Source organism: Bartonella sp. AU55XJBT (assembly GCF_028618525.1).
Genome location: NZ_JAQITC010000018.1, coordinates 1 through 22,394, shown reverse-complemented (window position 1 = coordinate 22,394; position 22,394 = coordinate 1). Strand labels below are relative to the sequence as shown.

27 protein-coding genes and 1 tRNA gene are annotated in these 22,394 nt (G+C 38.7%); 12 read left to right on the top strand and 16 right to left on the bottom strand.

Annotated elements, in window-relative coordinates:
• Nucleotides 1-42: 42 nt before the first annotated feature.
• From PVV70_RS08775 to PVV70_RS08750, 6 genes are all read right to left on the bottom strand, one after another.
• Nucleotides 43-501: a hypothetical protein gene (locus tag PVV70_RS08775; RefSeq protein WP_273758879.1), complete on the bottom strand. Its 459-nt coding sequence runs from the start codon at nucleotides 499-501 to the stop codon at nucleotides 43-45.
• Nucleotides 502-521: 20 nt separating this feature from the next.
• Nucleotides 522-1,667: a N4-gp56 family major capsid protein gene (locus PVV70_RS08770; protein WP_273758878.1), complete on the bottom strand. Its 1,146-nt coding sequence runs from the start codon at nucleotides 1,665-1,667 to the stop codon at nucleotides 522-524.
• Nucleotides 1,668-1,765: 98 nt separating this feature from the next.
• A complete protein-coding gene (locus PVV70_RS08765; RefSeq protein WP_273758876.1) occupies nucleotides 1,766-2,677 on the bottom strand; it encodes a hypothetical protein in 912 nt (303 codons plus the stop codon).
• Between the two features lie 16 nt (nucleotides 2,678-2,693).
• On the bottom strand, nucleotides 2,694-4,748 hold the full coding sequence (locus tag PVV70_RS08760; protein ID WP_273758875.1) for a portal protein: 2,055 nt from the start codon (nucleotides 4,746-4,748) through the stop codon (nucleotides 2,694-2,696).
• The gene (locus PVV70_RS08755; protein WP_273758895.1) at nucleotides 4,733-6,058 is read right to left on the bottom strand and encodes a PBSX family phage terminase large subunit; all 1,326 of its coding nucleotides are present in this window, start codon (nucleotides 6,056-6,058) and stop codon (nucleotides 4,733-4,735) included. The genes PVV70_RS08760 and PVV70_RS08755 overlap by 16 nt, the downstream gene beginning before the upstream one ends.
• On the bottom strand, nucleotides 6,039-6,353 hold the full coding sequence (locus PVV70_RS08750) for a hypothetical protein (RefSeq protein WP_273758874.1): 315 nt from the start codon (nucleotides 6,351-6,353) through the stop codon (nucleotides 6,039-6,041). Before PVV70_RS08750 ends, PVV70_RS08755 begins: the two co-directional genes overlap by 20 nt.
• 308 nt (nucleotides 6,354-6,661) lie before the next feature.
• Between PVV70_RS08750 and PVV70_RS08745 the strand changes: the two genes are divergently transcribed.
• Together PVV70_RS08745 and PVV70_RS08740 are read left to right on the top strand one after the other, a co-directional pair.
• Nucleotides 6,662-7,120, top strand: coding sequence for a hypothetical protein (locus PVV70_RS08745; protein WP_273758873.1), 459 nt, complete (start codon nucleotides 6,662-6,664; stop codon nucleotides 7,118-7,120).
• A 59-nt stretch (nucleotides 7,121-7,179) separates the two neighbouring features.
• Nucleotides 7,180-7,884, top strand: coding sequence for a hypothetical protein (locus tag PVV70_RS08740; RefSeq protein ID WP_273758872.1), 705 nt, complete (start codon nucleotides 7,180-7,182; stop codon nucleotides 7,882-7,884).
• A gap of 7 nt (nucleotides 7,885-7,891) precedes the next feature.
• Here the strand turns inward: PVV70_RS08740 and PVV70_RS08735 are convergent, their stop codons facing one another.
• Entirely contained in the window at nucleotides 7,892-8,386 is a 495-nt protein-coding gene (locus PVV70_RS08735; RefSeq protein ID WP_273758871.1) for a hypothetical protein, read from the bottom strand.
• Nucleotides 8,387-8,440: 54 nt separating this feature from the next.
• Complete coding sequence (gene ssb / locus PVV70_RS08730; protein WP_273758894.1) at nucleotides 8,441-8,884, bottom strand: single-stranded DNA-binding protein; 444 nt, start codon at nucleotides 8,882-8,884, stop codon at nucleotides 8,441-8,443.
• Between the two features lie 190 nt (nucleotides 8,885-9,074).
• On the opposite strand from ssb, the gene PVV70_RS08725 reads away from it, so the two are divergent.
• Both PVV70_RS08725 and PVV70_RS08720 read left to right on the top strand, forming a co-directional pair.
• Entirely contained in the window at nucleotides 9,075-9,356 is a 282-nt protein-coding gene (locus PVV70_RS08725) for a type II toxin-antitoxin system RelE/ParE family toxin (RefSeq protein WP_019220295.1), read from the top strand.
• Nucleotides 9,357-9,372: 16 nt separating this feature from the next.
• A complete protein-coding gene (locus PVV70_RS08720) occupies nucleotides 9,373-9,672 on the top strand; it encodes a HigA family addiction module antitoxin (RefSeq protein WP_273719272.1) in 300 nt (99 codons plus the stop codon).
• A 34-nt stretch (nucleotides 9,673-9,706) separates the two neighbouring features.
• Here PVV70_RS08720 and PVV70_RS08715 read toward each other — a convergent pair whose 3' ends face one another.
• From PVV70_RS08715 to PVV70_RS08700, 4 genes are all read right to left on the bottom strand, one after another.
• Entirely contained in the window at nucleotides 9,707-10,033 is a 327-nt protein-coding gene (locus tag PVV70_RS08715) for a hypothetical protein (protein ID WP_273758869.1), read from the bottom strand.
• Between the two features lie 181 nt (nucleotides 10,034-10,214).
• The gene (locus PVV70_RS08710; protein ID WP_273758868.1) at nucleotides 10,215-10,595 is read right to left on the bottom strand and encodes a hypothetical protein; all 381 of its coding nucleotides are present in this window, start codon (nucleotides 10,593-10,595) and stop codon (nucleotides 10,215-10,217) included.
• Nucleotides 10,579-11,724 (bottom strand): hypothetical protein, encoded by a 1,146-nt coding sequence (locus PVV70_RS08705; RefSeq protein WP_273758867.1) that lies wholly within the window; start codon nucleotides 11,722-11,724, stop codon nucleotides 10,579-10,581. Before PVV70_RS08705 ends, PVV70_RS08710 begins: the two co-directional genes overlap by 17 nt.
• On the bottom strand, nucleotides 11,714-12,193 hold the full coding sequence (locus PVV70_RS08700; RefSeq protein ID WP_273758866.1) for a crossover junction endodeoxyribonuclease RuvC: 480 nt from the start codon (nucleotides 12,191-12,193) through the stop codon (nucleotides 11,714-11,716). Before PVV70_RS08700 ends, PVV70_RS08705 begins: the two co-directional genes overlap by 11 nt.
• 463 nt (nucleotides 12,194-12,656) lie before the next feature.
• Between PVV70_RS08700 and PVV70_RS08695 the strand changes: the two genes are divergently transcribed.
• The 7 genes from PVV70_RS08695 (at nucleotide 12,657) to PVV70_RS08665 (ending at nucleotide 17,396) form a co-directional block, all read left to right on the top strand.
• Nucleotides 12,657-13,253: a S24 family peptidase gene (locus PVV70_RS08695; protein WP_273758865.1), complete on the top strand. Its 597-nt coding sequence runs from the start codon at nucleotides 12,657-12,659 to the stop codon at nucleotides 13,251-13,253.
• A 226-nt stretch (nucleotides 13,254-13,479) separates the two neighbouring features.
• A complete protein-coding gene (locus PVV70_RS08690) occupies nucleotides 13,480-13,854 on the top strand; it encodes a hypothetical protein (protein ID WP_273724649.1) in 375 nt (124 codons plus the stop codon).
• A gap of 113 nt (nucleotides 13,855-13,967) precedes the next feature.
• A complete protein-coding gene (locus PVV70_RS08685) occupies nucleotides 13,968-14,495 on the top strand; it encodes a hypothetical protein (protein ID WP_273758864.1) in 528 nt (175 codons plus the stop codon).
• A 77-nt stretch (nucleotides 14,496-14,572) separates the two neighbouring features.
• Nucleotides 14,573-15,367, top strand: a complete 795-nt coding sequence (locus PVV70_RS08680; protein ID WP_273758863.1) for an ERF family protein — start codon at nucleotides 14,573-14,575, stop codon at nucleotides 15,365-15,367.
• Between the two features lies 1 nt (nucleotide 15,368).
• Nucleotides 15,369-15,992 carry a lambda exonuclease family protein gene (locus PVV70_RS08675; protein ID WP_273758862.1) on the top strand — a complete coding sequence of 208 codons (624 nt, stop codon included), beginning with the start codon at nucleotides 15,369-15,371 and terminating at the stop codon, nucleotides 15,990-15,992.
• A 112-nt stretch (nucleotides 15,993-16,104) separates the two neighbouring features.
• Complete coding sequence (locus tag PVV70_RS08670; RefSeq protein WP_273758861.1) at nucleotides 16,105-16,356, top strand: hypothetical protein; 252 nt, start codon at nucleotides 16,105-16,107, stop codon at nucleotides 16,354-16,356.
• A gap of 2 nt (nucleotides 16,357-16,358) precedes the next feature.
• Complete coding sequence (locus PVV70_RS08665; protein ID WP_273758860.1) at nucleotides 16,359-17,396, top strand: tyrosine-type recombinase/integrase; 1,038 nt, start codon at nucleotides 16,359-16,361, stop codon at nucleotides 17,394-17,396.
• A gap of 56 nt (nucleotides 17,397-17,452) precedes the next feature.
• Here PVV70_RS08665 and PVV70_RS08660 read toward each other — a convergent pair whose 3' ends face one another.
• From PVV70_RS08660 to PVV70_RS08650, 3 genes are all read right to left on the bottom strand, one after another.
• A complete protein-coding gene (locus PVV70_RS08660; protein WP_273758858.1) occupies nucleotides 17,453-17,752 on the bottom strand; it encodes a HigA family addiction module antitoxin in 300 nt (99 codons plus the stop codon).
• Between the two features lie 18 nt (nucleotides 17,753-17,770).
• The gene (locus PVV70_RS08655) at nucleotides 17,771-18,052 is read right to left on the bottom strand and encodes a type II toxin-antitoxin system RelE/ParE family toxin (protein ID WP_273722004.1); all 282 of its coding nucleotides are present in this window, start codon (nucleotides 18,050-18,052) and stop codon (nucleotides 17,771-17,773) included.
• Nucleotides 18,053-18,251: 199 nt separating this feature from the next.
• A tRNA-Gln gene (locus PVV70_RS08650) sits at nucleotides 18,252-18,326 on the bottom strand.
• Nucleotides 18,327-19,209: 883 nt separating this feature from the next.
• On the opposite strand from PVV70_RS08650, the gene PVV70_RS08645 reads away from it, so the two are divergent.
• Complete coding sequence (locus PVV70_RS08645) at nucleotides 19,210-19,812, top strand: superoxide dismutase (protein ID WP_273758857.1); 603 nt, start codon at nucleotides 19,210-19,212, stop codon at nucleotides 19,810-19,812.
• 74 nt (nucleotides 19,813-19,886) lie between these two features.
• Here PVV70_RS08645 and PVV70_RS08640 read toward each other — a convergent pair whose 3' ends face one another.
• Entirely contained in the window at nucleotides 19,887-21,986 is a 2,100-nt protein-coding gene (locus tag PVV70_RS08640) for a S9 family peptidase (protein WP_273758856.1), read from the bottom strand.
• Nucleotides 21,987-22,394 lie beyond the last annotated feature (408 nt).

The following is a 22,394-nucleotide window of genomic DNA, read 5'->3' as shown; positions in this document are numbered from 1 at the left end:
TGCAAAAAACAAACGTCCCCTTATGCGTTTAAATCTGTGCCTTTAACGATTGGTGTAAAACTCAACAATCACCTCAGCATCACCTTTGGTGCTTTTCTTGTCTCGTGTCATATAAATCGTATTTTCAGCTTCTAATGGAACATCTCGTACTTCCATGGGCACATACACATTGCCATCGGTATTTTGAGTAAGTGCTTTTGTTCCATAATCATCACCATGAGGCTCTTTTCCAAATGTAGCCGTTACATCTTCAAAATCCTCCATGGTATAAGCTGTAATACTTTTGATAAAAGCCCCTCGGGGTAGAACGCCAATTTTCGTTATCAACCCTTGGTCTGTACATTTAACACGCGCTCGTAAATAACTAACCTGCTGCGTAGAGTTGTTACGTCCCTGCAAAACAGGTGGCAATCCCTCATCTGTCATCTCAACAGTCTCAACAGTCTCAACAGTTTCAACGGTTTCATCAGGTTCCTGTGTAATTAGCGATTTTTCTGCCATAATTGTCATCCTTTAATAATTTAGCTTGCTTCGGCAAAAGAAGGGATAACAATCGTGCCAAAATCCTGTCCCCCTTGATCAGAATGAGGCAAGGTATAGCGTGACTTTTTCATGCCGATAATGGTCTTTGCCGCCAAACCAAATTCCCGTTGATAATCAAATAATTCTTCAACAAGTTTATAACGTGTACCACCCTTTTTATCATCACCTCCTGTTGCACCATTACCAATGCGCCCATAAGCCATGATGATACTTTGTGCACCAAGCAAAACAGCACGACGAACAGAGGGAACAGGCTCCCCTGTCTTTGAATTAACACCATTTGGCACATGTTCAGCTTCACGCAAAATGACACCGTTATACATCCCCAAAGAACCATTAAAAATTGGGTTCTTAGCTCCAGAGCCATCATAAGCTGCCTTGGTAATGTCTAACCATTGACCACTCTTTGTATTGGTGCGCAATTGAGTTACCTGTATTGGGTGGAGATACATCACATATGCCGATTTTCCATCAACACGAACCGGGCGCAAGCGTGGATTTGCAAGTTTTGCGCGTTCAACAGCTTGATCTATAAGATCTAATGTAAAAACATCATCTTTTGTGAGCTCTTCATCAGTCTTTTTCTTATTGGCACGAATAACACGCAATTTGCTTGGCTCTGATGGCGCATTAAAACCATAATGCACCGGTTTAAGCGTTATGCTGCGCCCTTCAAAATGCATCCATGGTGCTGTATAGCCTGCTGCCTGAATGAAAAACATCATACTTAAACGGTCTGCATACCAATCAACCAACCCATCTTTTGCTTCTTTACGCAAATTAAAGGGAACACGTTGTTGATCAATAGAACCTTCATATTTGATGCGCACAGCATGAGTAAGCTCGTTGATGTGCACCTTTTCATTCATAAATTGGAGGGCTTCTTCATTGCCTTCTAGCGTTTGTCCCTCGCTAACGCCATCCCCCATAAGTTGGACGCGTAATCCACTCGTAACGGAGTCACCAGCGGATTTTCCTAGCACATCCAACACTTGGATAATGCTGTTTTTGCTCTCCCCCATCAGCGGTGCAATGGGCAACGCTTTTGAGGTCTCTGTGTTTAGCATCTTAGCCCAAACGCCAACGGCTAATGGGTCATTGAGCTTTACTTCTGTTACTGCCATTTCAATCAATGCCTTTCTTGGTTTTAAAACTCGCCTTGCGGCTCCCCCAAACAATAACAATCACTTGGGTTCTCTCTGTCGCGCCATTGCGCACATCTTCATGCTCTGCTCATAATTTGTTCAAATTTTTTGGGATTTTTCTCAACCCATGCTGCAAATTCTGCTTCCGGCATGGAAAAAAGCGTTCTCACATCCATACCACCTGTTGGAACTTGCCCGCCGCGCGCTGTAAGCGTCCGCGCTGCTTGAGAGCGCTCTTGAAGGACTCCCACTTCGTCCTTCATGGGCGCTCCACTATAGCCAAAAGCTTTCGCTTTTTGCACCAGCACCTCAATTGGATTTATACCGGCTTTCTGACACTGCTGGCATATTTGGCGCAATTCAGCACCAATTTGCTGTTGCCGTGCTACAGGGTCTTTCCATTGCGGATAAAGGCTTGCTTGCGCTTGTAGAACATTGTCTGCTCTTTCATAGAGATAGTCCGTGATACTGTCTAAATCTGGATATTTATCTTGTACCTGCGCTTTGGCTTCCTCGAAATAATCCCCTAACTTTTGGCGTTCATATTCCTCTTGACTCATGCGCTCTTGGCTCTCTCTCATATGAGAAAACTCATCAAGCAATTTCTGTTGTTCTTGTACCTTATGACTAAGCCATGCAAAATGTGCTTTTGGGTCGTCTTCTAGGGAGGGAACATTTTCCTCACGGCGGCGCGTGATTTCTTCTTGCATTGCGGCATATTTTTGCGCAAGTTCAATAGCCAATTCACGCGCTTCAATGGCGCTTTGTTCTGCCTTTTGGCGTGCTTGCCGCTCTTGCTCTAATTTATCAGATTCTATTGCATCAGAATTTGGCTGCTCCTGAAGCGGTTCTACAGCTGGTTGTTCAGAACTTTCCTCTTCATCAAGAACTTCCTCAACTTGTTCAGGCTCGACCAACTCAACAGCATTATCACTGGCAAAATGTTCATCATAGATTGCTTGTTCTTCAGGTGTAAACTCTTCTTCCATATTCTCTTTTGCTCCTTTAGTAGATTCGCGCTCTTTCGGTTGTTGCTCGATACTGTTCCAACTGCGCTCGATACGCCTTTCGCTCTAGGTCACGCTGCTCTATCTCATTTTTTGCTCGTTGAAGTTCGAGCTGCATGCGCGCTTGTTCTTGTTTCAAGAAAAGCTCAATATTTTTCTGCTGCAACGCTACCTGCTTTTGTTGTGCATCAAGTTGATAGAGTGTTCCCTTTGCTTGTGCTTCCTGTTGTAAAGCGGCAATCTTTGCTTGTTGCTCTGGCGTTAATTGTGCTCCTTGGCTTTGTTGCATCATCTGCTGTTGCTGTTGTTCTTGTTGTGCTTGCTGTGCTTTTGCCGTTAAACTTGCCACCAATGTTGCCGGTAATGGCGAAAGCTTTAAAAGATCTGGAATCATCTCTGGTGTTAAGAAACCACCAAGCAACGGCAACATCTGCGTAATTGCTGCAAAAGTTCTCTCTTTTTCATTGGGGCTTGTTGGTGAATCATCAACAATAATGTCGTATTCAAGCGTTGTGACAGCTTCACGTGTTAAGGGTACATACTGCGCATTTTCTGGTCCAGAAATCCGTACCAAACGCCCATCAGAGAGATAATTCTGGATAAGATAAAGGATAATCTTTCCTTGTCGACACCGATAAAGCTTGAGATTATCAAACAGCCCCGCAAGCAAATTAAGCGTTGATTGCCGGCGCGTATTTTCCAGAACATTTGCTTGATTAACCTCTCTTGTGCCGATAAACTCTGCCGATAACCCTGTGACATGCGTTATCGCTTCACGCGATTCATTAAACAGCTGGAAAAATCCATTGGGAAATTGTGCACTTGGCTTTGGTTGAATTTTCCCTCCTGTAAGCGCGCCATTTTTAACCCAAGTAATCGTATCCGTTCGCGCCCAGCTTTCTAATGCTTGGCGATCATCATCGAAAGCGTCTCGTTCTGCCATCAAGCCGCCCTTAGACTGGCTATTAAGGATATACATCACTTGGCTAAAATATTTATTCGACCATTTTTGCGGGTCTTTTGCGGGGCGAACAATCCCGTAAAACTGGTTTTTAAGCTTATCCAGCGTGCCCGTGATACACTCCCACCCAAGTTGCCCATCAGGTGCTAATGGCTTATCGGGCTTTGCTAAAAGACGTCGTCCCAGAAAAGCGCGTCTCACCACTTTTTTATTAAAGCGTGCGCCTTGTAACTGTGGCATGATCCTTTGAAGCTGTTCAAACTCCTGTTTGCTATAGTTGCGCATCTGACCGGTTTGAAGATCAGTCGCCTTGTAAGTAGTCTCATATTCAAACCAACGGCATTCCACAAGTGTCACATACCGTTTTCCAGAAAGTGACTCTGATGATGAAGCAGTATTGGAATCCTCATGATAGGCATCAAGTGATACATGATACTCCTCACAAGCGGTTGTACTATCAATTGCCCAATCGGCATGAAGATCTTCAACTGCCACATCAGGAAAAAGATTTTTTGCATCTTCAATGGGTTTACGATCAACATACCACAGACGCTGTGCGTCAATGAGATTTGGTCTTACAGCATTGGCATCCCAAACCATTTTTAAGGGATCTAAACGTTGAACAGCAGGTATCCCTTCGGGATCTGTATCATAATCAAGCCGCGTATCTGTCCAGCCCATACCGCAAATAACCATATCCTGAAAAGCATCGGAATCGGCATATTCCGCCTCTGCCTCATCACGAAACCATTCTGCTGCTCCAGTAAGTAATTCATTGGGTATTGCTGCTCCCATTTGCCGTGGTTGAAACTGTACTTCGCGCTTATTATTACGCTCCGCCCCAACAATAGCATTCACAAGGGGTGCAATGCGGTTAAAAGTCATGACGGGGCGCCGCTGCGCCTTTAAAACCGCAAGATCTTCCTCTGCCCATTGACGACCATTATAAAAATCAAAATCTTCACGCGCCTGTTCACGCCATTCATTAACGTGTTCAATATCTTCAACATACCAAGATTTTAAGCGCCTATAGAGTTCATATTCATCAAAATCTGTCGTTTGTTTAGAGTTATGACTTAGAATGCCATCCATGATGCCGCTTCTCTTTCCATAGTGCGATAACGTTCTTGTTGCGGTTTAATACGTGGTGCTTCATAAACAATGCACATCAGCCCAAAAGCATCTGCCCCATGACTGGACCAATCATGCTCTGCACCCAAACCAATGCCGCGCTTCTCATCCCATTTCTCGTGATACCAGCTCAGTGCCTTGCGACCCGCTACCGTCGTCTCCTCATTGAACCAAACTGAAGGCAAGATACGGCGCACTGCCTCTATCCGCATTTTGACTGCACCAGCCCCTTGATTAGGAATAACCTGCGTTTCAAATCCCGCATCATTAAGAGCACTTTCAAAACTTACATTGTGCACACGGTCTCTGGTCGCACCATCATGTGGCAAAATCATCAGTGCCTTCTCATAACCATTTTGACGCAACCAACCGATATGTTCTGATAATGGCTGCCCTTGTGCCTCGTAATAATCCAGCACTCTGATCTCTCTACCTACAAATTGTGCTATCCATATCGCTGTTGCATCTGCCTTGGCTCCTGTGCCCCCAATATCCCAAAAGGCGCGTATCTGCATTAAAGGGTCACGAGCAACGCGCCCTATCCGCCCCTCTTGCTCAGCTGCCAACATTTCCTTTTGATAATAAGCACCTTGAACCGCTGTAAGATAAGCCCCTTCCCAAATATGCTTATAGGTCTCGGGGCGGGATCTCAAATCATCAAGCCGCGCTTCATTCAAGATCTTGGGAAACTTAGGATTGTCTGACCAGTTGATCTCAACACGCTTAATTGCCTCATTGTCTGAAAAGCGAAACCGCTTCTCAACGGGGGCATTCTCTCGCAATGGGTTCCATGTCACCCATAACTCTGCTCTCCACCCCTCTCCCTCTTCACGTAAAGTCGGTATAAGCGTTTGCCAAGCCGTCTCTGTAACTGGCTCTGCCTCATCAACCCAACAAAGCAAAATACGCCCCATAGACTTGATACTTGCAATATTGCGGTCAAGACCAGAAAACTGAAAGGCTATACGACCATCTATCGACTTAATCGACGACTCCCCAACCTTGTAATAGTCCTTTAAAAAGTCATGCGCTTCAATGGCGCGCTTAATCTCCTCCAATGAACTTTCTGCCAAAGAATTCTGAAACTGACGCGCACAAAGTATAGTGCCTGATATCCCTTGCATACCAAATTGATAGCCTTTTAAAGCAGCCATCAAGGCAAAGGAACGCGTTTTTCCAGATCCTCTCCCTCCCCAAGCAGCACGCACCAAAGCATCCCCTGTAAAAATCGGTATAAGCTTTGGAACAATATTAATCTGTCGTGTTGTCATTGACCAAAGGCGCGATTTCCACACGCGTTATCATCTTAATCGCCCCGCCATCTTCCCCTGTCACTTGAAGAGGCAAAATCTTCCCCAACAATGCCAAATAAGCAGCGGGGCATTTGATTGCCTGTTTTTCGAGATAAGAGACCAAACCATCATCACCATATTTCTTACCAGCGCGCTCTGCTGCCTTAAGCACTGCTTCTTTCAAAATACGTGTCGTTTTATTTGGCACGCCTTTTACCCGCCCTTGACCTGCCTTTGGGGGCGTTCTTTTTGCAAGTTTTTCAGTGGTTTTCATGTGTGTTTCTTTTTGTAAACAAGACAATAAAAAAACCCCGCAAAAGCAGGGCTCTGAACAATCAGATAAACTTATAAGAAAGGTTATACCTTTACCGTAATTCTAGACGCAATTCGACTAGTACAGCAACGCCATAAGACACTATTTTTCATATCCTGTCAACAAAAAAATCACGATATTGTGTATTTTTTATTTTTTTCACCTAAATCTAGTGTCTTTAACAACCAACCACTCACAATTGTATCTTCTAAACGAATCAATTATATGGAAGCACAAAGTTATTGATTAGCAAAAAGCGGGGGAGAACAATGCGTGATATTGTCATAGTAATAGTGGGTATACTCATCCTATGGGCTATAGTCTCTGACATGCGGGAAGAAGCAGAGAATGGTCGGAATACAGAATTTCAAGGTACTCTTTTATTAGTCATAGTACTCGGGGTGCTTTGGTATCTTGAATTTTCAAGAAACTCTTTATTAGTGGTAGCAATTTTGTTGTTTGCTTGGAGAAATTACCTAGGAATAATAGCAAATTTGGAACATGATCGCTTAGTCGAATACTCTCAGATGGCGTTTGATTATGAGAATGAAAAAATTAATAAAGCGATTATACAACGAAACGAAGCAGTTAAGGAAAACAGTAGGATGGTCGATAGACACTACAAAGCGATTAAGGAACAAGAGAAAATAATTGAGGAATTATACGAAAAGCTTTGGCAACAACAGAAACAGATAATGATAATGGAAAAACAGAATGAATCTGGTTGAGAAAAAAATCAATTAAAAATTCAATACTATGATTAATAATTAATAAAAAGGGGGAGAAAATGTGGTTTATTATAGGAATTGTAATCCTTATCTTAATAATCCCAATATTAATTGATATTATTATATTAGTAATTTACGGCATTGGATTATTTCTAGGAGGCATACTTGAAACTCTAAAAGAGTTCTTAAATTTAGTAGGAAAAATACTATTAACAATAATACTGCCAACGTTAGAAACTATCGATTATGCTTTTACAAAGGATAAAAGCAAATGGAACGAAATAATTGAGAAACGAGAAAGATTTAGAGAACATAAAGCGATTAAGAAAAAAAACGGAGAAAAAACGATAAATTATTACTTTCGTTTTGCTAAACGCAGCTTATTTTTATTCTTACGCCTTATGGCACTCTCCTATTTCACAGCAGTGGTTACCTTTATAATTATGTTTTCTACAGGGTACATCATTGCTACGTTTTTCCCCCGCTCTTTTGCCCCTTATTTGTTAGGGACAATTATTTTAATGCTTACTCTTCCCCTTACAGTCTGTATGGCACCAATCCAATATAGAATACAAGCGCTACCTGTTTCATTTTTACTACAAACAATGCTTCTCTGGATTCAGTTTCGCGAAAACCTCTCTATGGGTATTGTATTCTATATCGCATTCTTTGAGCTATTCGTATATATATTATTTAGCTTTTCTCACGCAGTATTTATAGCCGAAATATCAGAAGAGCAATCAACTGCCTTTGAAACATTATAACAAACATTTACCATTTAGTTTTTCTGTCAAAATATTTATGAAGCACGTTAAGAGCGACCCGCAATGAATTCACAAGATGTGGTAATGTTTGGTCTTCAACAACAATATATTGTATTGCTGCATAAAGATTATACTGTCTATAGAGATGTTGTGTTTCTTTTATCGCCTCTTGCATATTAGAAAACTGTTCTGTTGCAAATTCAACCCATTTTTCTCTTGCTTTGTCATCAGAAGAGGTTGGCATTTCATCATAAACAGCGCTTGGTAAACCTTTTGCACACAAATAGTCATTTTTTACTTCAAGATATTTTTGCGCTGCATCATACTGGTCTTGAGTAAGCACACCTTGCAAACAAAGCCGCCCAACATAAGTACCAGCAAGCGGATTTTTAGCCTCTTCAATCGTCAAACCAAAGCGTTTAGCACGCATTTCAATTGCCAATTGATTAACAGGATCTTGACGTACTTTCACTTGTGAAATGTAAGCATCTTTCTTCTTCATACATCCCCTAATCTGTGAACATTCACGTTTTTTGTTTTTGTCGTATTTTTTCAATCAAAATGGCATGCTGTCATTAAGAGATGCACTATGATCAGCAGCCCCTGAAGCGATAGCATAACTTTGAGAAGTAATGGGTAAAGGGGCGGATTGCTCTTTTTTTGTATCAAGCAAATACAACTCGCCTTTGAATTGTGGTAAAATAATCTCTGTTGTATAATGGTCATGCCCATTTTTATCTTGCCATTTGCGTGTTTGTAATTTTCCTTCTATGTAAACCTTTGAACCTTTGTTGAGATACTGAAGTGCAATTTTTGCCAAATGTGGATTAAAAATCACAACTGAATGCCATTCTGTTTTCTCTACTTTTTGTAGGGTATTTTTATCTGTATAGCTCTCAGAAGTTGCCATACGAAAATTGACTACTTCTGCTCCAGAATTCATTGTTTTGCTTTCGGGATCAGCTCCAAGATAACCAATTAAAATCACTTTATTCAACATGTTTGTGAGTTCCATTTGATTTGCATTTTATATACGTAAAATCCTATCATAATTTGTTTATTTTTTCAAATATTTCAAAAGGATATTATTTTTTATTAACATATAACATTATGTTTCACATAACAAATTAATAAATAATCGATTGACATAAGTGTATGGTGTATCGTATCAAGTAGCAAAGGGTAATATTATGGCAATCGTTAGTTTTAAGCATAAAGGGTTGAGGTTATTTTTCGAAAAAGGAATTTGTAAAGGAATACAACCTGCACATGCTAAAAAACTAGCTAACATTTTGGTAATTTTAGATACGATATCTGCTCCTGAACAAATGACGATTAGATCCTATCGTCTCCATGAGCTTACAGGCGATTTAAAAGGCTATTGGTCAATGCGTGTTAATGCAAATTGGCGTGTTACTTTTCGCTTTATCGGAACAGATGTTGAACTTGTTGATTATCAAGACTACCATTAATTTTTGAGGTATTATCATGATGTACAATCCCCCACACCCTGGTGGCATTTTGAAAGAAGAATTGCTTGATGAATTAGGCTTAACAGTAACAGAAGCTGCAAATCATCTCGGCGTTGCACGTTTAACTTTATCACGTGTTTTAAACTGTCATGCTGCAATCAGTATTAACCTTGCTTTACGCTTAGAAAAGGCTGGTTTAAATGATGCGGAATTTTGGCTTAAATTACAACAAAAACATGATCTGTGGCAAGCACGGCATAATAATCCCATACCGGATATTTCGTCTTTAGAGCAAGTAAGCCTCCTTAGCAATTAAGACTTGGCTTGACCGATTTTTCGCTTAAAATACATCAAATGGCTTTTGATAATTTTTTGATTTCCTTGTTGATTTCATCAATGAGAGGTTCATAATCGAGAACGCTTCTTGGCAAATTACCACCGTAAATCCACGCTTTCACTTGCGCTTTAGTACTAAAATCCGCATTTTCTGGTATGGTGTAATATTGAGCACCATCAAACTTTTCATACTCTCTCCTGCCGTCTTCATATTCGTAAAGGTTGTAAAAATACTCAGCCGCTCCATCTCCCCATGGTACATAACCAACAGCTGTTGCCACAAACTTTTTTTGCATGAGCTGTTTACGTTGTGTTAAGAACAGGCGTTGTAAAATTTGCATGTCTTAATCCTTAAATTTGCCAATAGGGTTATTTGACTCAAATTTGACTGTACAGAGCGTTTTATATTACAGATGTTACTTTCATCATAAAATCTTTAAATCGCTTTGTAAGGTACCTTTTTGTCGATTTAAAAGCATATCTATTCCCAAAATGATCAGCACTTTTCACTATTTTGCTGTTTTAAGCCGCTTTTGAATTGTTATCATGCTCTTCATCGGGCTTGCCTATTCTCATGAATGAAATGCGCTTGCCTCCTAAAGCCAAATTACGCGTATTTTCAACTGCGATAAAAACTTTCTCAGCAGCACCATAAAGCCTGCTTTCTAAATCGCGACAATACTGCGCAAGATCAGCACAAGAGGGAACAAAGGTTGTGGACATGCCTTTTGCCTCACCACGTATAAGATTTTTAACGGCTTGCAATAAAGACCAGAGTGAAATGCCGTTAAGAGCAGCGATATAAGCCTTTGCACGCGCTTCTGCATTCGAAACTTTTTGCATTGTCAAACCACCTTCAAGCACATCAAGAGCCTCTGCTATGTCTTCAACAGATGCTTTCAAGGTAAGTAAGTTTTGAACAGTCTGATAAGCTTCTAAAGCTTGTTTCTCTAGGTTTTTTGTCAATTGACTGCCATTGATCAAGGTCCATGGTAACTCCAGAGTTACACATTTCTCTATCTGTTGCACGGTATCTTGTAGAGGCGTCACTAAGCTGTGTTGCACCGATAAGATTACGGATTGTCTCTCCGGTACCAGCGCGAGTTCTTTGATCTTTTGAAAAGTTTCCATTGTTTCCACCATTATTGTTTGTGTTTTTTGTTTTTTCTAAATCATCAATCGCCTTGCGCACCCAGTTACGCCATGTTGCTTGCCAATCGATTTTGGTTGCATTTGCTCCAGCTTTTGAACGCCAATAATCTCGAAACTTTGCGATTTCGACTTTGACACGCTCTGGAGGCAAACCCTCTGCAATGGGAAAATCGTAATCGGGTTCAAAATCCGCAGGTAATCGACAACCGCGATTAGCTTTCGCTCGGTTTTGCTTTTTGGAAATGTTCTCTTGCTCGTGAATAGGAGGTTGGTTTGTTTCTAACGTTTCGATTTGCTCTGATGTGGTCTCAACAGCATCATCCTCGATTGGCTCTTGAACCAAATCGTCTGTTTCTAAATTTTCAGAACCAATTTCTTTTTTTGCTAATACGATAGTATTAGTTTTTTTATTATATATGTTATTGTTAATGTTATATGGTATCGTTTCCGTATCGCTTTCGTATTCATTCCGTATAGAATCCGTATCATTTCCGTATTTATGTTGTATAGATTCCGTATTACATTTTACGTTTTTTTCTTTAGACTTTTTCCATCTAGCACTAACAGCTTTTGATGCCGCTTCTGATTTTCCCACGCTATCATTTAATTCTGCTTCAACATCTAGATTCCATAAACGACCATCTGCTAAACGAATAATATGACCAGTGCTCTGTAAAACGTCTAATGCTTTGACAAATGTTTTTACTGAGTAACCAGTATAATTAGCCCAAACCTTAATGTTATTTAAAAGAGGCTTACCAGTGTGAAGCATTTGCAACCGTAATCTCATGTATATATTGCCTTCAATAGAAGACAAATAAGTGAGATCAAGAATCCATTTATCAGCAAAAAGCCTTGTCCATGGTATTTTACTGGACATGCATACCTCCTTCTTTCTTTAAATATAAAATTGCCAAAGCATCTGCTTCGTTGTCATCTTTAGGCGCATGCCCTTTTGCACGCACCGCTTTAATCATTTCTTCTTTTGAAGCATTCCCCTTCCCCGTTGTTGCTTTCTTAATCGTACCAACTGGAATGCCTTCATACGGTATCTGATGATGTTCACACCAAGCCGTTAAAGTTGCTAGAAAGCCACCGTAAACATGCGCTGCATCAGTCCCCACATGCCGGCGTACTTCTTCAAAATACACGGCATCAATTTCATCAACAGACCTCTTTAGTTCAGAAAGCCACTTTTTAAAGCGCAGATAACGCATACCACCGCCTTCAAAACGGCGTGATTGAAAATGTTCTGTATCGCTTGTTATGTGACCATCAGCACCGCATATAGCCCAGCCAGTCTTGATACCTAGATCAAGACAGAGAATGGTTTGTGCATGCGTGATCATAATCCCCCCTTAAGGCTGTTGCGTATTTATCTGCACGCCATGATGACATGCATAGTGATTAAGCTTTTAAAAATTGTGCTGCTGGTGCTCGTTATTATCTGTAGAAGCAGGTGTGAAAGCAGATATTTGAGATGATATAGTCTCACATGATTGCGTCCTATAAAAAAACGAGAAAAAGTCTTCTGCCTTAATCGGTGCTCCAATTCTGTTGGCTTCATTCAAAAGAATTGGGATATGTTTTGTTGGAATTCTCCCACCAGTTCCACCTTTTGATACAGGACGGAGCCAGACGTACACGCGTGTTCTATGAACCCCAAGCAACTGAGATACCCTACGAACCCCACCTAATAGATTTATTATTTCATAAAATTGTTTCATAATTCGCATTGTAGCTTATTTAGGTACAAAATCAATAGATAATGTAACGAAAACCACAAAAGATTTTTTTTCTAATAAAGATATAATGGAAACCATGAATAACATTATGAAAATTTGGCTAAGTGAAGCCTTACAAGAATCTGGATTGTCTCAATCATCGCTTGCTAGACAACTAAGTGAGAAGATGCAGCGCTCTATCTATCGCTCTGCCGTCAATAAAATGCTAACGGGTGAACGAGGAATAAGTGTGCAAGAGGGTATGGCAATTGAAGAAATCACAAAATATCCTCTTCCACGAAAAAAAACTATACCTTTAATGGGTTATGTAGGAGCAGGTTCAGAAATTATCCCCTACGAAGACGGTTGGCTTGAAGAAGTAGAAATCCCCCCATACATTACAAAAGATACATACGCGGTAAAAGTTGAGGGCGACTCAATGGAACCTTTCATTGAGGATAAATCTATTTTATTTTATTCAGAAAACATTTCTCCAAGTTTACTTCTTAATAAAAAAGCAATTGTCTATACGCAAGATGGACGCTGTTTTGTCAAAATAATAAAACAAGGTAGTAAACCTGGTTTATTTAATTTAGAGAGTTTAAATAGATTATATCCAGAAATAAAAGATATTGCATTAGTTTGGGCGGCACCTATAGACTGGATAAAACCACCAAGATTTTAGAATATTTAAACCCAATAAAATTGTATTATTAAAGCTCTAGCTATTCTAAGCATATCCCCCTCTTTTTTAGTGATTACAGCTTTAATTTTTTAAGTGATTTTTTTATATTTATATAAAAAGTTTCTAAAATCGTTACATTTATGTTGACATAAGTTCCTAAATACGCTACATTGGTATCCATAAATTAACACAAACAATTGCCAAGAGGCGTTAGGGAGGAGAAATTATGGAAAATCCAATTCTTATAAATTCTGATGAAATCTTATTAGTTGTCTATAATGATGATCAAAACATTGGTCGGTCTGGACCACTTGATGAAAGCCAAGTTCTAAAAATTATTGACGAGGCAGATGATGCAATCCAAATTTTTCGCATCAATCCTTCTGAGAATAATTGTGAAGATATCTCTGAAGAAATTGCAGAAGCATATGTAAAAGAAAATATCGAACATCTCCATGAGGAGAGTAAAGTTCATGACTTTGTACGCGAGAGTGTTGCTTACCATGACCTTTTATCTGATTTAGCAGACGAAAAATATAATGATGAGATGTATGGTACTTACGAACAACAACACCGTTTGCGTCCTTGTGATGTGCTTTAAAATTCTTAAGGGCGTTTGAAAAAGCGCCCCTTTTTCAAAAAAAATATAACACAAGCCAATGCCGTTCTTTTCAAGAGCGACAAAGGAATACTTTAACTTAAAGGAAATAAATCATGAAAAAAAAATACGAACTGACTGATGAGACAACAGAGGTTGGAAGAAGTAAAACCCTTCACCGTATCCGCGCTTTAAAAGACTTTGGAAACGTCAAGAAAGGTGATCTAGGTGGATTTATAGAACATGAAGACAACCTAAGCCATGAGGGAAATTGCTGGGTAGCGGGTTCGCATAGATCCTTTGACAGTGGATATGTTTTTGGAAATGCTCAGGTTTTTGGAAATGCCGTGATTTCTGATGATGCCGCGGTTTATGGTGATGCCATGGTTTATGACAATGCAGAAGTTTTTGGCGGCGCTAAGGTTTATGGTGATGCACGTATTTATGGAAATGCCAAGATTTATGAGACCGCCTTCGTTTTGGGTCGTGCACGGGTTTATGATCATGCCAAGGTTTATGGTTTTGCCGTGGTTCGTGGTCGTGCCAAGATTTATGACCATGCCAAAGTTTATGGTTTTGCTAACATTTATGGGAAAGCCCACATTTGCGACAGAACAAGAATTCTTCAAGATATAAAAATTTAACAATCAAACCAAACAACTTTTAACACATGCGTGATTCACGCCACGGGTGAGTTACGCTTTAAATGGAGGAAATCAAGATGAATGAACAAAACACTAACCTAACAGAAATTGAAGAAACACACCATTTAGCGGTTAAACAAACTGCTATGGAACGTATTTTAAACAGAGCCTTAGAAAATGATGTCGATATGGACCGTCTCGAGCGTCTCATTGCCTTACGAGAAAAAGAAATAGAACGACAAAACTACGAAAGATTTGCCAGTGATCTTTCGAATATGCAAATAGAATATCAAAAAATACAAAAAAACTCTACAAACACCCATACAAACAGCCAATATGCAACCCTTGACCAGTACATTGATGCTGTAAAGAAAACTCTTGCAAAACACCGATTTGCTTTGTTTTCTCGTATCAAAGAACAGAGTTCAGACAATATAATTATAGAAATGACTTTGACGCATCCGTCTGGAAATAAAATCTCAACAGAAGGAAAGTTTCCTTATGACACTAAAGGATGTAAATCAAATATACAATCGGTTGGTTCTGCAATCACATACGCACGCAGATATCTGTTAGGCATGCTTCTTAATGTCGTGAGTGAAGATGATGATACGGATGGGAACACACCTATTAAAAAGGCTTTTCCACAACAGATCAATGAAATCAGAAGACTCATAATACAAACCCAAACAGAAGAAGAAAAAATACTTACTTATGTCAATGTCAAAAAGCTTGACGATATGTCTGAAGGACAAGCACAAACGGTATTACATCTTTTGAAAGATAAACAAAACAGGCAAAAGGTAGAAACAGATTCTACTATACAAGATGCCGATATAGCAACCTCACACGAACAGGGAACGGCGGTGTAAAATGGAACAAAGAACAGCAGAATGGTTTCAAGCCCGTTTAGGTAAAGTCACCGCTTCAAACGTTTATAACATACTTAGCAAAACAGCCAAGGGAACGCCTACAAGCAAATATGAGGAGTACAAAATAAAGCTTATGACAGAGCGATTAACAGAGGAAATAAGCCAATCTTATATAACGCCAGCTATGCAATGGGGCATTGAACATGAAGAAGATGCCTTGAGAGAATATGCATTCATTTATGATACAGAGGTCACAAGATGTGGATTTGTCCAACATCCTACAATCCAAATGGCTGGTGCTAGTCCCGATGGGCTTATTGGTGAGGACGGTTTAATTGAGATTAAATGCCCACAATCACCAAATCATCTACGCTTTTTTATAGATGACACTATCAAGCCTGAATACATCGCACAAATGCAATTCCAAATGGCTTGCACGGGACGTAAATGGTGTCATTTCATGAGCTATAATCCAAACTTTGTAGGCAAATCTACTAGTTTGAGAATGAAGATCAAACGCATCAATCGTAATGAAGAACAAATCGAACAAATCAATCAAGCGGTCGAAATCTTTTTAGGGGAAATAGAACAAGAGATGCAAAAGATCTTAACAAAAGCCGCTTGACATTATGGGGGTGCTTTCTCCTCCCAGCACCCCCACCCTCTTACCACAATTTTCAAAAAAAATCATGATTCACAACACGGGTGAATTGCAGCTAAATTTAAGGGGAACTGACATGGCACACCGCCCACCTACCATAACACAACCAGCCATTGCGCGCGCTTTAAGAGAAGCCAAAAAACAAGGCGCAGAGGTTGTAGAAATCAAACCTACTGGAGAGTTATTAATTCATATCAATAAAATTATAACACCACCAACAATAAGGAGTAATGCTTATAGTATTGAAGATTTTCCACCTCTTGAAAACGAGCAAGAAGAATGTAGTACAAATCCATCCTGCCCCCCTGTTGATGACATAAAGTTTTAGCCATGCCAAAGCGTCGTCCACCCTATCTTGTTCGTGAACGTACACGCCATGGTAAAATCATATGGTATGTACGTATTGGTCATGGACCACGGTTTCGCATTGAAGGAACTTACGGAACGCAAGAATTTGTTGACAATTATACACTTGCCCTTAAGCAAGTGCAAAATGACTCTTCTAAGATAATGAAACGCACTAAGCTTACAGAAGGGTCTTTTGACTGGTTATTGCATCAGTATTTACAAAGCATGCAATGGCATAATCAATCAGAGTCAACAAAAAAAGTTAAATATCGAATTCTGAATAATGTTTCTAAACATATTGGTAATCGCGCCTATAAAAGCATAGAAAAACAACATATTCTTGATGCTGTAGAAAGAAGGCGCAATACTCCCGCAGCAGCAAGACACTTTTTAACGGCTTTAAACGGTCTTTTTAATTGGGCGGTTGATAATGCTCTTTTAAACAGAAACCCCGCTTTTAACATAAAACCACCAAAATCCTTTAACGCAGAAGGTTTCACCCCATGGTTAGAAGAAGATATAGATAAATATTATCATCATTGGTCTGTCGGTACTCATGAACGTGTATGGATTGACGTCCTTTTGTATACAGGTTTACGCCGTGGTGATGCCGTTCGTATCGGCTGGAAAGATGTTAAAGATAATATTATTCATCTCAAAACAGAAAAGAGCCAATTTAAAACAGATGTTTTTCTACCTATTTTACCAGAACTTGCAGAAACCCTTAAAATTGGTCCCGTAGGTGATGAAACATTTATTTGTGGAAAAGAAGGTAAAAAACTGACTAAAGAAAGTTTTGGTAATCTGTTTCGTAAAGCTTGTAATGCAGCAGGTATTAAAAAATCAGCTCATGGATTGCGAAAATTAGCGGCCACCCGCGCAGCTAATGCCGGTGCTACGGTTTCACAAATGAAAGCGCTTTTTGGCTGGACAGAAGATAACATGGCATCTCTTTACACAAAAAGCGCAGATCGCAAACGTCTCGCAATAGAAGCTATCAAAAAACTTCAAAAAAGTTAGGGGCATGGTTGACAGTAAGAAAACAAACCAAAGCCCCGTAAAAATTATGAACGCAATCAAAGCGGCGTTTGAGGTGCATCAGAAATTAGAGGAGAAATAGTTGGTTGTGCCTGTTGCATTGTTTGCCATAAATTATAGTTTGTTTGCATATCCAACCAAAATTTTGCTTTACTAAAACCAGCCAACTCTAATTTAATCGCAAGCTCGGTACTCATAGCAGCATGACCGTTAATCACTCTTGATAGAGAAGCTCTTGTCATATGGAGATGATCAGCTAATTTTTGTATTGTTATCCCCATTTCTTCCAAAAAAGCTACTTTTAGAACTTCACCCGGATGTGCGGGGTTATGCATCATTTGTTTTCGTTCCTTTCATCAATGGTAATCTTGATAATCAACAAGCTCCACATCTGTTCCTATAAAGCGAAAAGTAACACGCCAATTTCCATTCACCCATATAGAATAGTATCCTGTAAGTTCACCTTTAAGAGGATGCATTTTAAAAGCAGGTGCTCTCAACATTTCAGGCGTCGTAGCACTTGTTAAAGCCGTCAAGATAACGCGTAATTTTTTTACGTGATCTGGTTGAATAGCTTTTGTAGAACCTGTTGTATAAAATAATTTTAAGCCCTTATGTTTGAAACTCACAATTGCCATTACCGCCCCTTGTCGTATATCGTCACTATACGATTAATAAAAATAAGAGTCAAGCGCCCTGCTAGCAAATCCAGTTATCTAGATAAAATGATTGGGTATAAGCTATAAAAAAGTTAGGGATAGGTGGGAAATAAGTTAAAGGAATCAACGGAAATAAAATTCCCGTACTTTCCGATAACTCATTGATTTCATTAAAGTATGGCTGGGGTACCTGGATTCGAACCAGGGAATGCCGGTACCAAAAACCGGTGCCTTACCGCTTGGCTATACCCCAAAAGAAAATACGCCTTATAATTACTTTTTCACCTTATAGCGATTCCTGTCACTGGACGCAATATCTGAAAATCAAAGACCTTACTTTTTTATTACAAAGTCTCTACACCTTGTACGATACTGCATCGATACAAATTGCTAATAGAAACAGATAGATAGTTATTCTTTTAACACAAGTCACAATGATTTATCCATCAATTATTTTGCTCTTTTATTAATTTCCTAAAAACAGAAGATGAAAATCTTATCGTTTATATCTCTAATAAATGAGCATATGCTTTGCTTTTTTTGATATATTCAAAACTCATCTTACTCAATTAAAACAAAAGCTGTCACCACATTGAGAACTGGCGAAGTGTATGATAGCCTGCTGTGCTCTTTTATTAAGTGTAAAGATGGTAATGTCCACTCATTTTATATGTTATTATGTCATATTGTTCAGGGATAGCGCTACAAAATGAAATCAAGCGTATTAAGCAATGTCTCTTAAAAACATGACTTGATATTCTGTTGTAAACACCCTTGTACACCAGTAAGTTGAAAAATTTTGCAAAAAATTAAAAGTATTTTATGTGCTATTTGAAAAAATATTTTTAGGTATAAAAACAAAGAATGATAGCTTTTTCACTTTACTTTTTATTCAAAAAATCATGCTATTTTTATCCATTCGTAGATGTAAAAAATCTTCAGAAGGCACTATTTATATAGACCCGTGTCCCTTTTGATTGGTTAGCATACATTTCCTAAAAGCTCCTTTTATAAAAAGAGAGACATTAAAATTAATTAACATATATAAAAGCATTCAACATTTGCTTTTGGGAGCTGCAAATGGCAAATTAGATTTTTGGAGTGAGCTTAACAATTAGAATCGAGGAGATTTTTAAATGGCTTTTGAATTGGCTGCATTGCCTTATGATTACGATGCTCTTGCACCCTATATGTCACGCGAAACACTTGAATATCATCATGATAAGCATCACCTCGCTTATCTTACCAATACCAACAACCTTATAAAAGAGGCAGGCTTGGAAAATGAAAGTCTTGAAGAAATTGTGAAAAAAAGTTTTGGAAAAAATATTGGTTTGTTTAATAATGCAGCGCAATATTACAATCATAACCATTTTTGGCATTGGATGAAAAAAGATGGTGGTGGTCAAAAGATGCCTGAAAAACTAGCAAAAGCTATTGAATCTGATCTAGGTGGCTATGACAAATTCCGTGCTGATTTTATTGCTACTGCTGGTGCTCAATTTGGCTCCGGATGGGCATGGGTTGCTGTTAAAAATGGTAAGCTTGAAATTATGAAAACGCCGAATGGTGAAAATCCTTTGGTTTATGATGCTCAGCCTATTCTAGGTGTGGATGTGTGGGAACATTCCTATTACATTGACTACCGTAATGCTCGTCCGAAATATCTTGAAGCTTTCGTAGATCATTTGATTAATTGGGATTATGTTTTAAAACTTTATGAAGATTGCGGATTGTAAGCTGCCTCGATAATTTCTTAATGTCTCTAAGTCCCTATAATCCAGTGAACTGTAGGGACTTTAAAATAAAAATATTATAGATTAGCAACAGTTTTTCCTGCTATCTTTATAATATATGCATAGATATAGGCTACTTCTTCTAGCTTTGAAAAACGCCCAGCCGCACCAGCGTGCCCTGAATCCATGTTAATACGTAATAAAATTGCATTATCATCTGTTTTTAACTCACGCAATTTTGCTACCCATTTTGCAGGTTCCCAGTAAGTTACACGAGGATCGGTTAATCCTGCGATCACAAGCATAGGAGGGTATTTTTGCGCTTTGACGTTATCATAGGGTGAATAGGAAGCAATCAGTTTATAATCCTCTTCTGATTCAAGAGGATTTCCCCATTCAGGCCATTCAGGGGGCGTTAGTGGTAATGAAGCATCTAACATGGTAGTTAAAACATCAACAAAAGGTACATTGGCTATAATCCCAGCAAAATCCTGTGGTGCTATATTAGCAATCGCCCCCATCAACATGCCTCCTGCCGAACCACCATGCGCAATTAGCCGATCATGGGCTGTGAATTTATTGTTTACAAGATAACGCCCACAAGCAATAAAATCGGTAAATGTATTATATTTAAAAAGATGTTTTCCTTTCTCATACCATTCAACCCCTTTTTCTTTGCCTCCGCGAATATGGGCAATAGCATAAATAAAACCTCTGTTTACAAGAGAGAGGATATTACTATTGAAACTGGCAGGAATAGAGATCCCATAAGCACCATAACCGTAAAGCAGACAAGGTGCACAACCATTAAGAGGTGTCTTTTTATGATAAAAAAGTGAGATGGGAATTTTTTCACCATCCTCTGCGATGGCCATAATACGCCGCGTTATATATTCATCTTTATTATGCCCTGAGGGAATTATTTGCGTCTTTAACAATATCCGTTTGCGACTTTTCATCTCATAATCAAATACTTGATCAGGCGTTGTCATAGATGAATAAGAAAAGCGAATGAACTGACTATCATATTCCGCTGCACCTTGCAGACCTAAAGAATAAGCCTCTTCATCAAAAGCAATGGTATGGATTTGTTTCGTCGTACGCTCCATAATTTTTATACGAGGAAGCCCTTCAAAGCGTTCGAACCAAATAAGAAAGTCTTGATACGCATCATGGGATAGGATTAAACATCCAAGCTGATGGGACACAAGCTCTGACCAATTTTCTGATTGCGGAGCTGTATACGGCGCAACCATAATTTTAAAGTCCTTTGCATTATCTAAATTCGTAAGAATATAAAAGACATCACCACCTTCTGTAAGTGAATATTCAACACCTTTTTGCCGTTTTCGTACACATTGAGGAACGCTAAGAGGCGTTTTAGCAGGAATTAACCAGATCTCTGAGGTTTCATGATCATGAATATTAATATAAATAACATCATGGAGCTTAGAACCGCTTACATTTAAGAAAAAACCTGGATTATCTTCATGAAAAATAAGCTTATCTTGTGATTGATCCGTGTTTAAGCGATGATAATAGAGCTCTGAAGGACGGTGATTTTCATCCACCTTTGTATAGAAAAAACCTTCAGATTGAGCATCCCACACAATTTGTCCGGATGTATCAATTATGGTGTCCGTAAAATCAGATAATGTTTCTAAATTACGAATTTTAGCTGTATAAAACTCTGATCCTTTATCGTCATAGGTCCATACAACATACCTATGATCAGGAGATTCTTGGACTGAGCCAAAATTGAAATATTCTTTATCTTCAGCCAAAAGATCACCATTAAGATAAACATGTTTTTCTCCACCATTCCTTGGTATCCGAAAATAATGTGGTTGTTGTCCTCCGGTAACATAAGAAAATCCGTAAGCAAAAGGTCCATTTTTTATAGGAACAGAACTATCATTCTCTTGGATTCTGCTTTTCATTTCAGCAAAAAGCAAATCTCTTAATGGCTTTGTGTCAGCCATTTGAGCTGCTTGATAAGCATTTTCTTTTTCGAGATGATGTCGAATATTGGGATCAAGACAGTTAGGATTTTTAAAAACATCTTGCCAGTTAGATGCGCGTAGCCAATGATAGGGATCATCACGAAAAATACCGTGATATATTTCCTTATGAGTGATTCTAGATGCTTTGGGAGGAATTGTAAAAGTGCGGGTCATACACAATCCTATATTAAAATATGTTAATAGCTTCATTTATATGTTAAAATCAAAGTTATTGATGCAAGTATAAAAATATAATTTCTATGCACTTGCAAAAATAGCCTCGTGATCATTGTTACAATTAATATCCTTCCCTTTATTAGCTATCATAGCTATTGTTTTCTGGGGATAGAATACCACTTTTATAATGAAAGTGACTGATAAGACAATTAAGTTGTGAGAGAAAGAATTGATTTTTTTTGATACAGTATAAATGTATACTTTTATAGAAATAATAAATAATATATAAATAATTGTTATTATTTTATAAAAAATAAAAAAGAATTCTATATCGTTTTAATGTATATTTTTATGTTATAAATGGTAATATTTTGTTATATTTATAATATAGTTTTTGGGTTATTA

What these genes read in the sequence shown, in the direction of transcription:
- PVV70_RS08775 (WP_273758879.1), bottom strand. Translation starts at nt 501, where the DNA reads ATGGCAGAAAAATCGCTAATTACACAGGAACCTGATGAAACCGTTGAA.
- PVV70_RS08770 (WP_273758878.1), bottom strand. Translation starts at nt 1,667, where the DNA reads ATGGCAGTAACAGAAGTAAAGCTCAATGACCCATTAGCCGTTGGCGTT.
- PVV70_RS08765 (WP_273758876.1), bottom strand. Translation starts at nt 2,677, where the DNA reads ATGGAAGAAGAGTTTACACCTGAAGAACAAGCAATCTATGATGAACAT.
- PVV70_RS08760 (WP_273758875.1), bottom strand. Translation starts at nt 4,748, where the DNA reads ATGGATGGCATTCTAAGTCATAACTCTAAACAAACGACAGATTTTGAT.
- PVV70_RS08755 (WP_273758895.1), bottom strand. Translation starts at nt 6,058, where the DNA reads ATGACAACACGACAGATTAATATTGTTCCAAAGCTTATACCGATTTTT.
- PVV70_RS08750 (WP_273758874.1), bottom strand. Translation starts at nt 6,353, where the DNA reads ATGAAAACCACTGAAAAACTTGCAAAAAGAACGCCCCCAAAGGCAGGT.
- PVV70_RS08745 (WP_273758873.1), top strand. Translation starts at nt 6,662, where the DNA reads ATGCGTGATATTGTCATAGTAATAGTGGGTATACTCATCCTATGGGCT.
- PVV70_RS08740 (WP_273758872.1), top strand. Translation starts at nt 7,180, where the DNA reads ATGTGGTTTATTATAGGAATTGTAATCCTTATCTTAATAATCCCAATA.
- PVV70_RS08735 (WP_273758871.1), bottom strand. Translation starts at nt 8,386, where the DNA reads ATGAAGAAGAAAGATGCTTACATTTCACAAGTGAAAGTACGTCAAGAT.
- ssb (WP_273758894.1), bottom strand. Translation starts at nt 8,884, where the DNA reads ATGTTGAATAAAGTGATTTTAATTGGTTATCTTGGAGCTGATCCCGAA.
- PVV70_RS08725 (WP_019220295.1), top strand. Translation starts at nt 9,075, where the DNA reads ATGGCAATCGTTAGTTTTAAGCATAAAGGGTTGAGGTTATTTTTCGAA.
- PVV70_RS08720 (WP_273719272.1), top strand. Translation starts at nt 9,373, where the DNA reads ATGATGTACAATCCCCCACACCCTGGTGGCATTTTGAAAGAAGAATTG.
- PVV70_RS08715 (WP_273758869.1), bottom strand. Translation starts at nt 10,033, where the DNA reads ATGCAAATTTTACAACGCCTGTTCTTAACACAACGTAAACAGCTCATG.
- PVV70_RS08705 (WP_273758867.1), bottom strand. Translation starts at nt 11,724, where the DNA reads ATGTCCAGTAAAATACCATGGACAAGGCTTTTTGCTGATAAATGGATT.
- PVV70_RS08700 (WP_273758866.1), bottom strand. Translation starts at nt 12,193, where the DNA reads ATGATCACGCATGCACAAACCATTCTCTGTCTTGATCTAGGTATCAAG.
- PVV70_RS08695 (WP_273758865.1), top strand. Translation starts at nt 12,657, where the DNA reads ATGGAAACCATGAATAACATTATGAAAATTTGGCTAAGTGAAGCCTTA.
- PVV70_RS08690 (WP_273724649.1), top strand. Translation starts at nt 13,480, where the DNA reads ATGGAAAATCCAATTCTTATAAATTCTGATGAAATCTTATTAGTTGTC.
- PVV70_RS08685 (WP_273758864.1), top strand. Translation starts at nt 13,968, where the DNA reads ATGAAAAAAAAATACGAACTGACTGATGAGACAACAGAGGTTGGAAGA.
- PVV70_RS08680 (WP_273758863.1), top strand. Translation starts at nt 14,573, where the DNA reads ATGAATGAACAAAACACTAACCTAACAGAAATTGAAGAAACACACCAT.
- PVV70_RS08675 (WP_273758862.1), top strand. Translation starts at nt 15,369, where the DNA reads ATGGAACAAAGAACAGCAGAATGGTTTCAAGCCCGTTTAGGTAAAGTC.
- PVV70_RS08670 (WP_273758861.1), top strand. Translation starts at nt 16,105, where the DNA reads ATGGCACACCGCCCACCTACCATAACACAACCAGCCATTGCGCGCGCT.
- PVV70_RS08665 (WP_273758860.1), top strand. Translation starts at nt 16,359, where the DNA reads ATGCCAAAGCGTCGTCCACCCTATCTTGTTCGTGAACGTACACGCCAT.
- PVV70_RS08660 (WP_273758858.1), bottom strand. Translation starts at nt 17,752, where the DNA reads ATGATGCATAACCCCGCACATCCGGGTGAAGTTCTAAAAGTAGCTTTT.
- PVV70_RS08655 (WP_273722004.1), bottom strand. Translation starts at nt 18,052, where the DNA reads ATGGCAATTGTGAGTTTCAAACATAAGGGCTTAAAATTATTTTATACA.
- PVV70_RS08645 (WP_273758857.1), top strand. Translation starts at nt 19,210, where the DNA reads ATGGCTTTTGAATTGGCTGCATTGCCTTATGATTACGATGCTCTTGCA.
- PVV70_RS08640 (WP_273758856.1), bottom strand. Translation starts at nt 21,986, where the DNA reads ATGACCCGCACTTTTACAATTCCTCCCAAAGCATCTAGAATCACTCAT.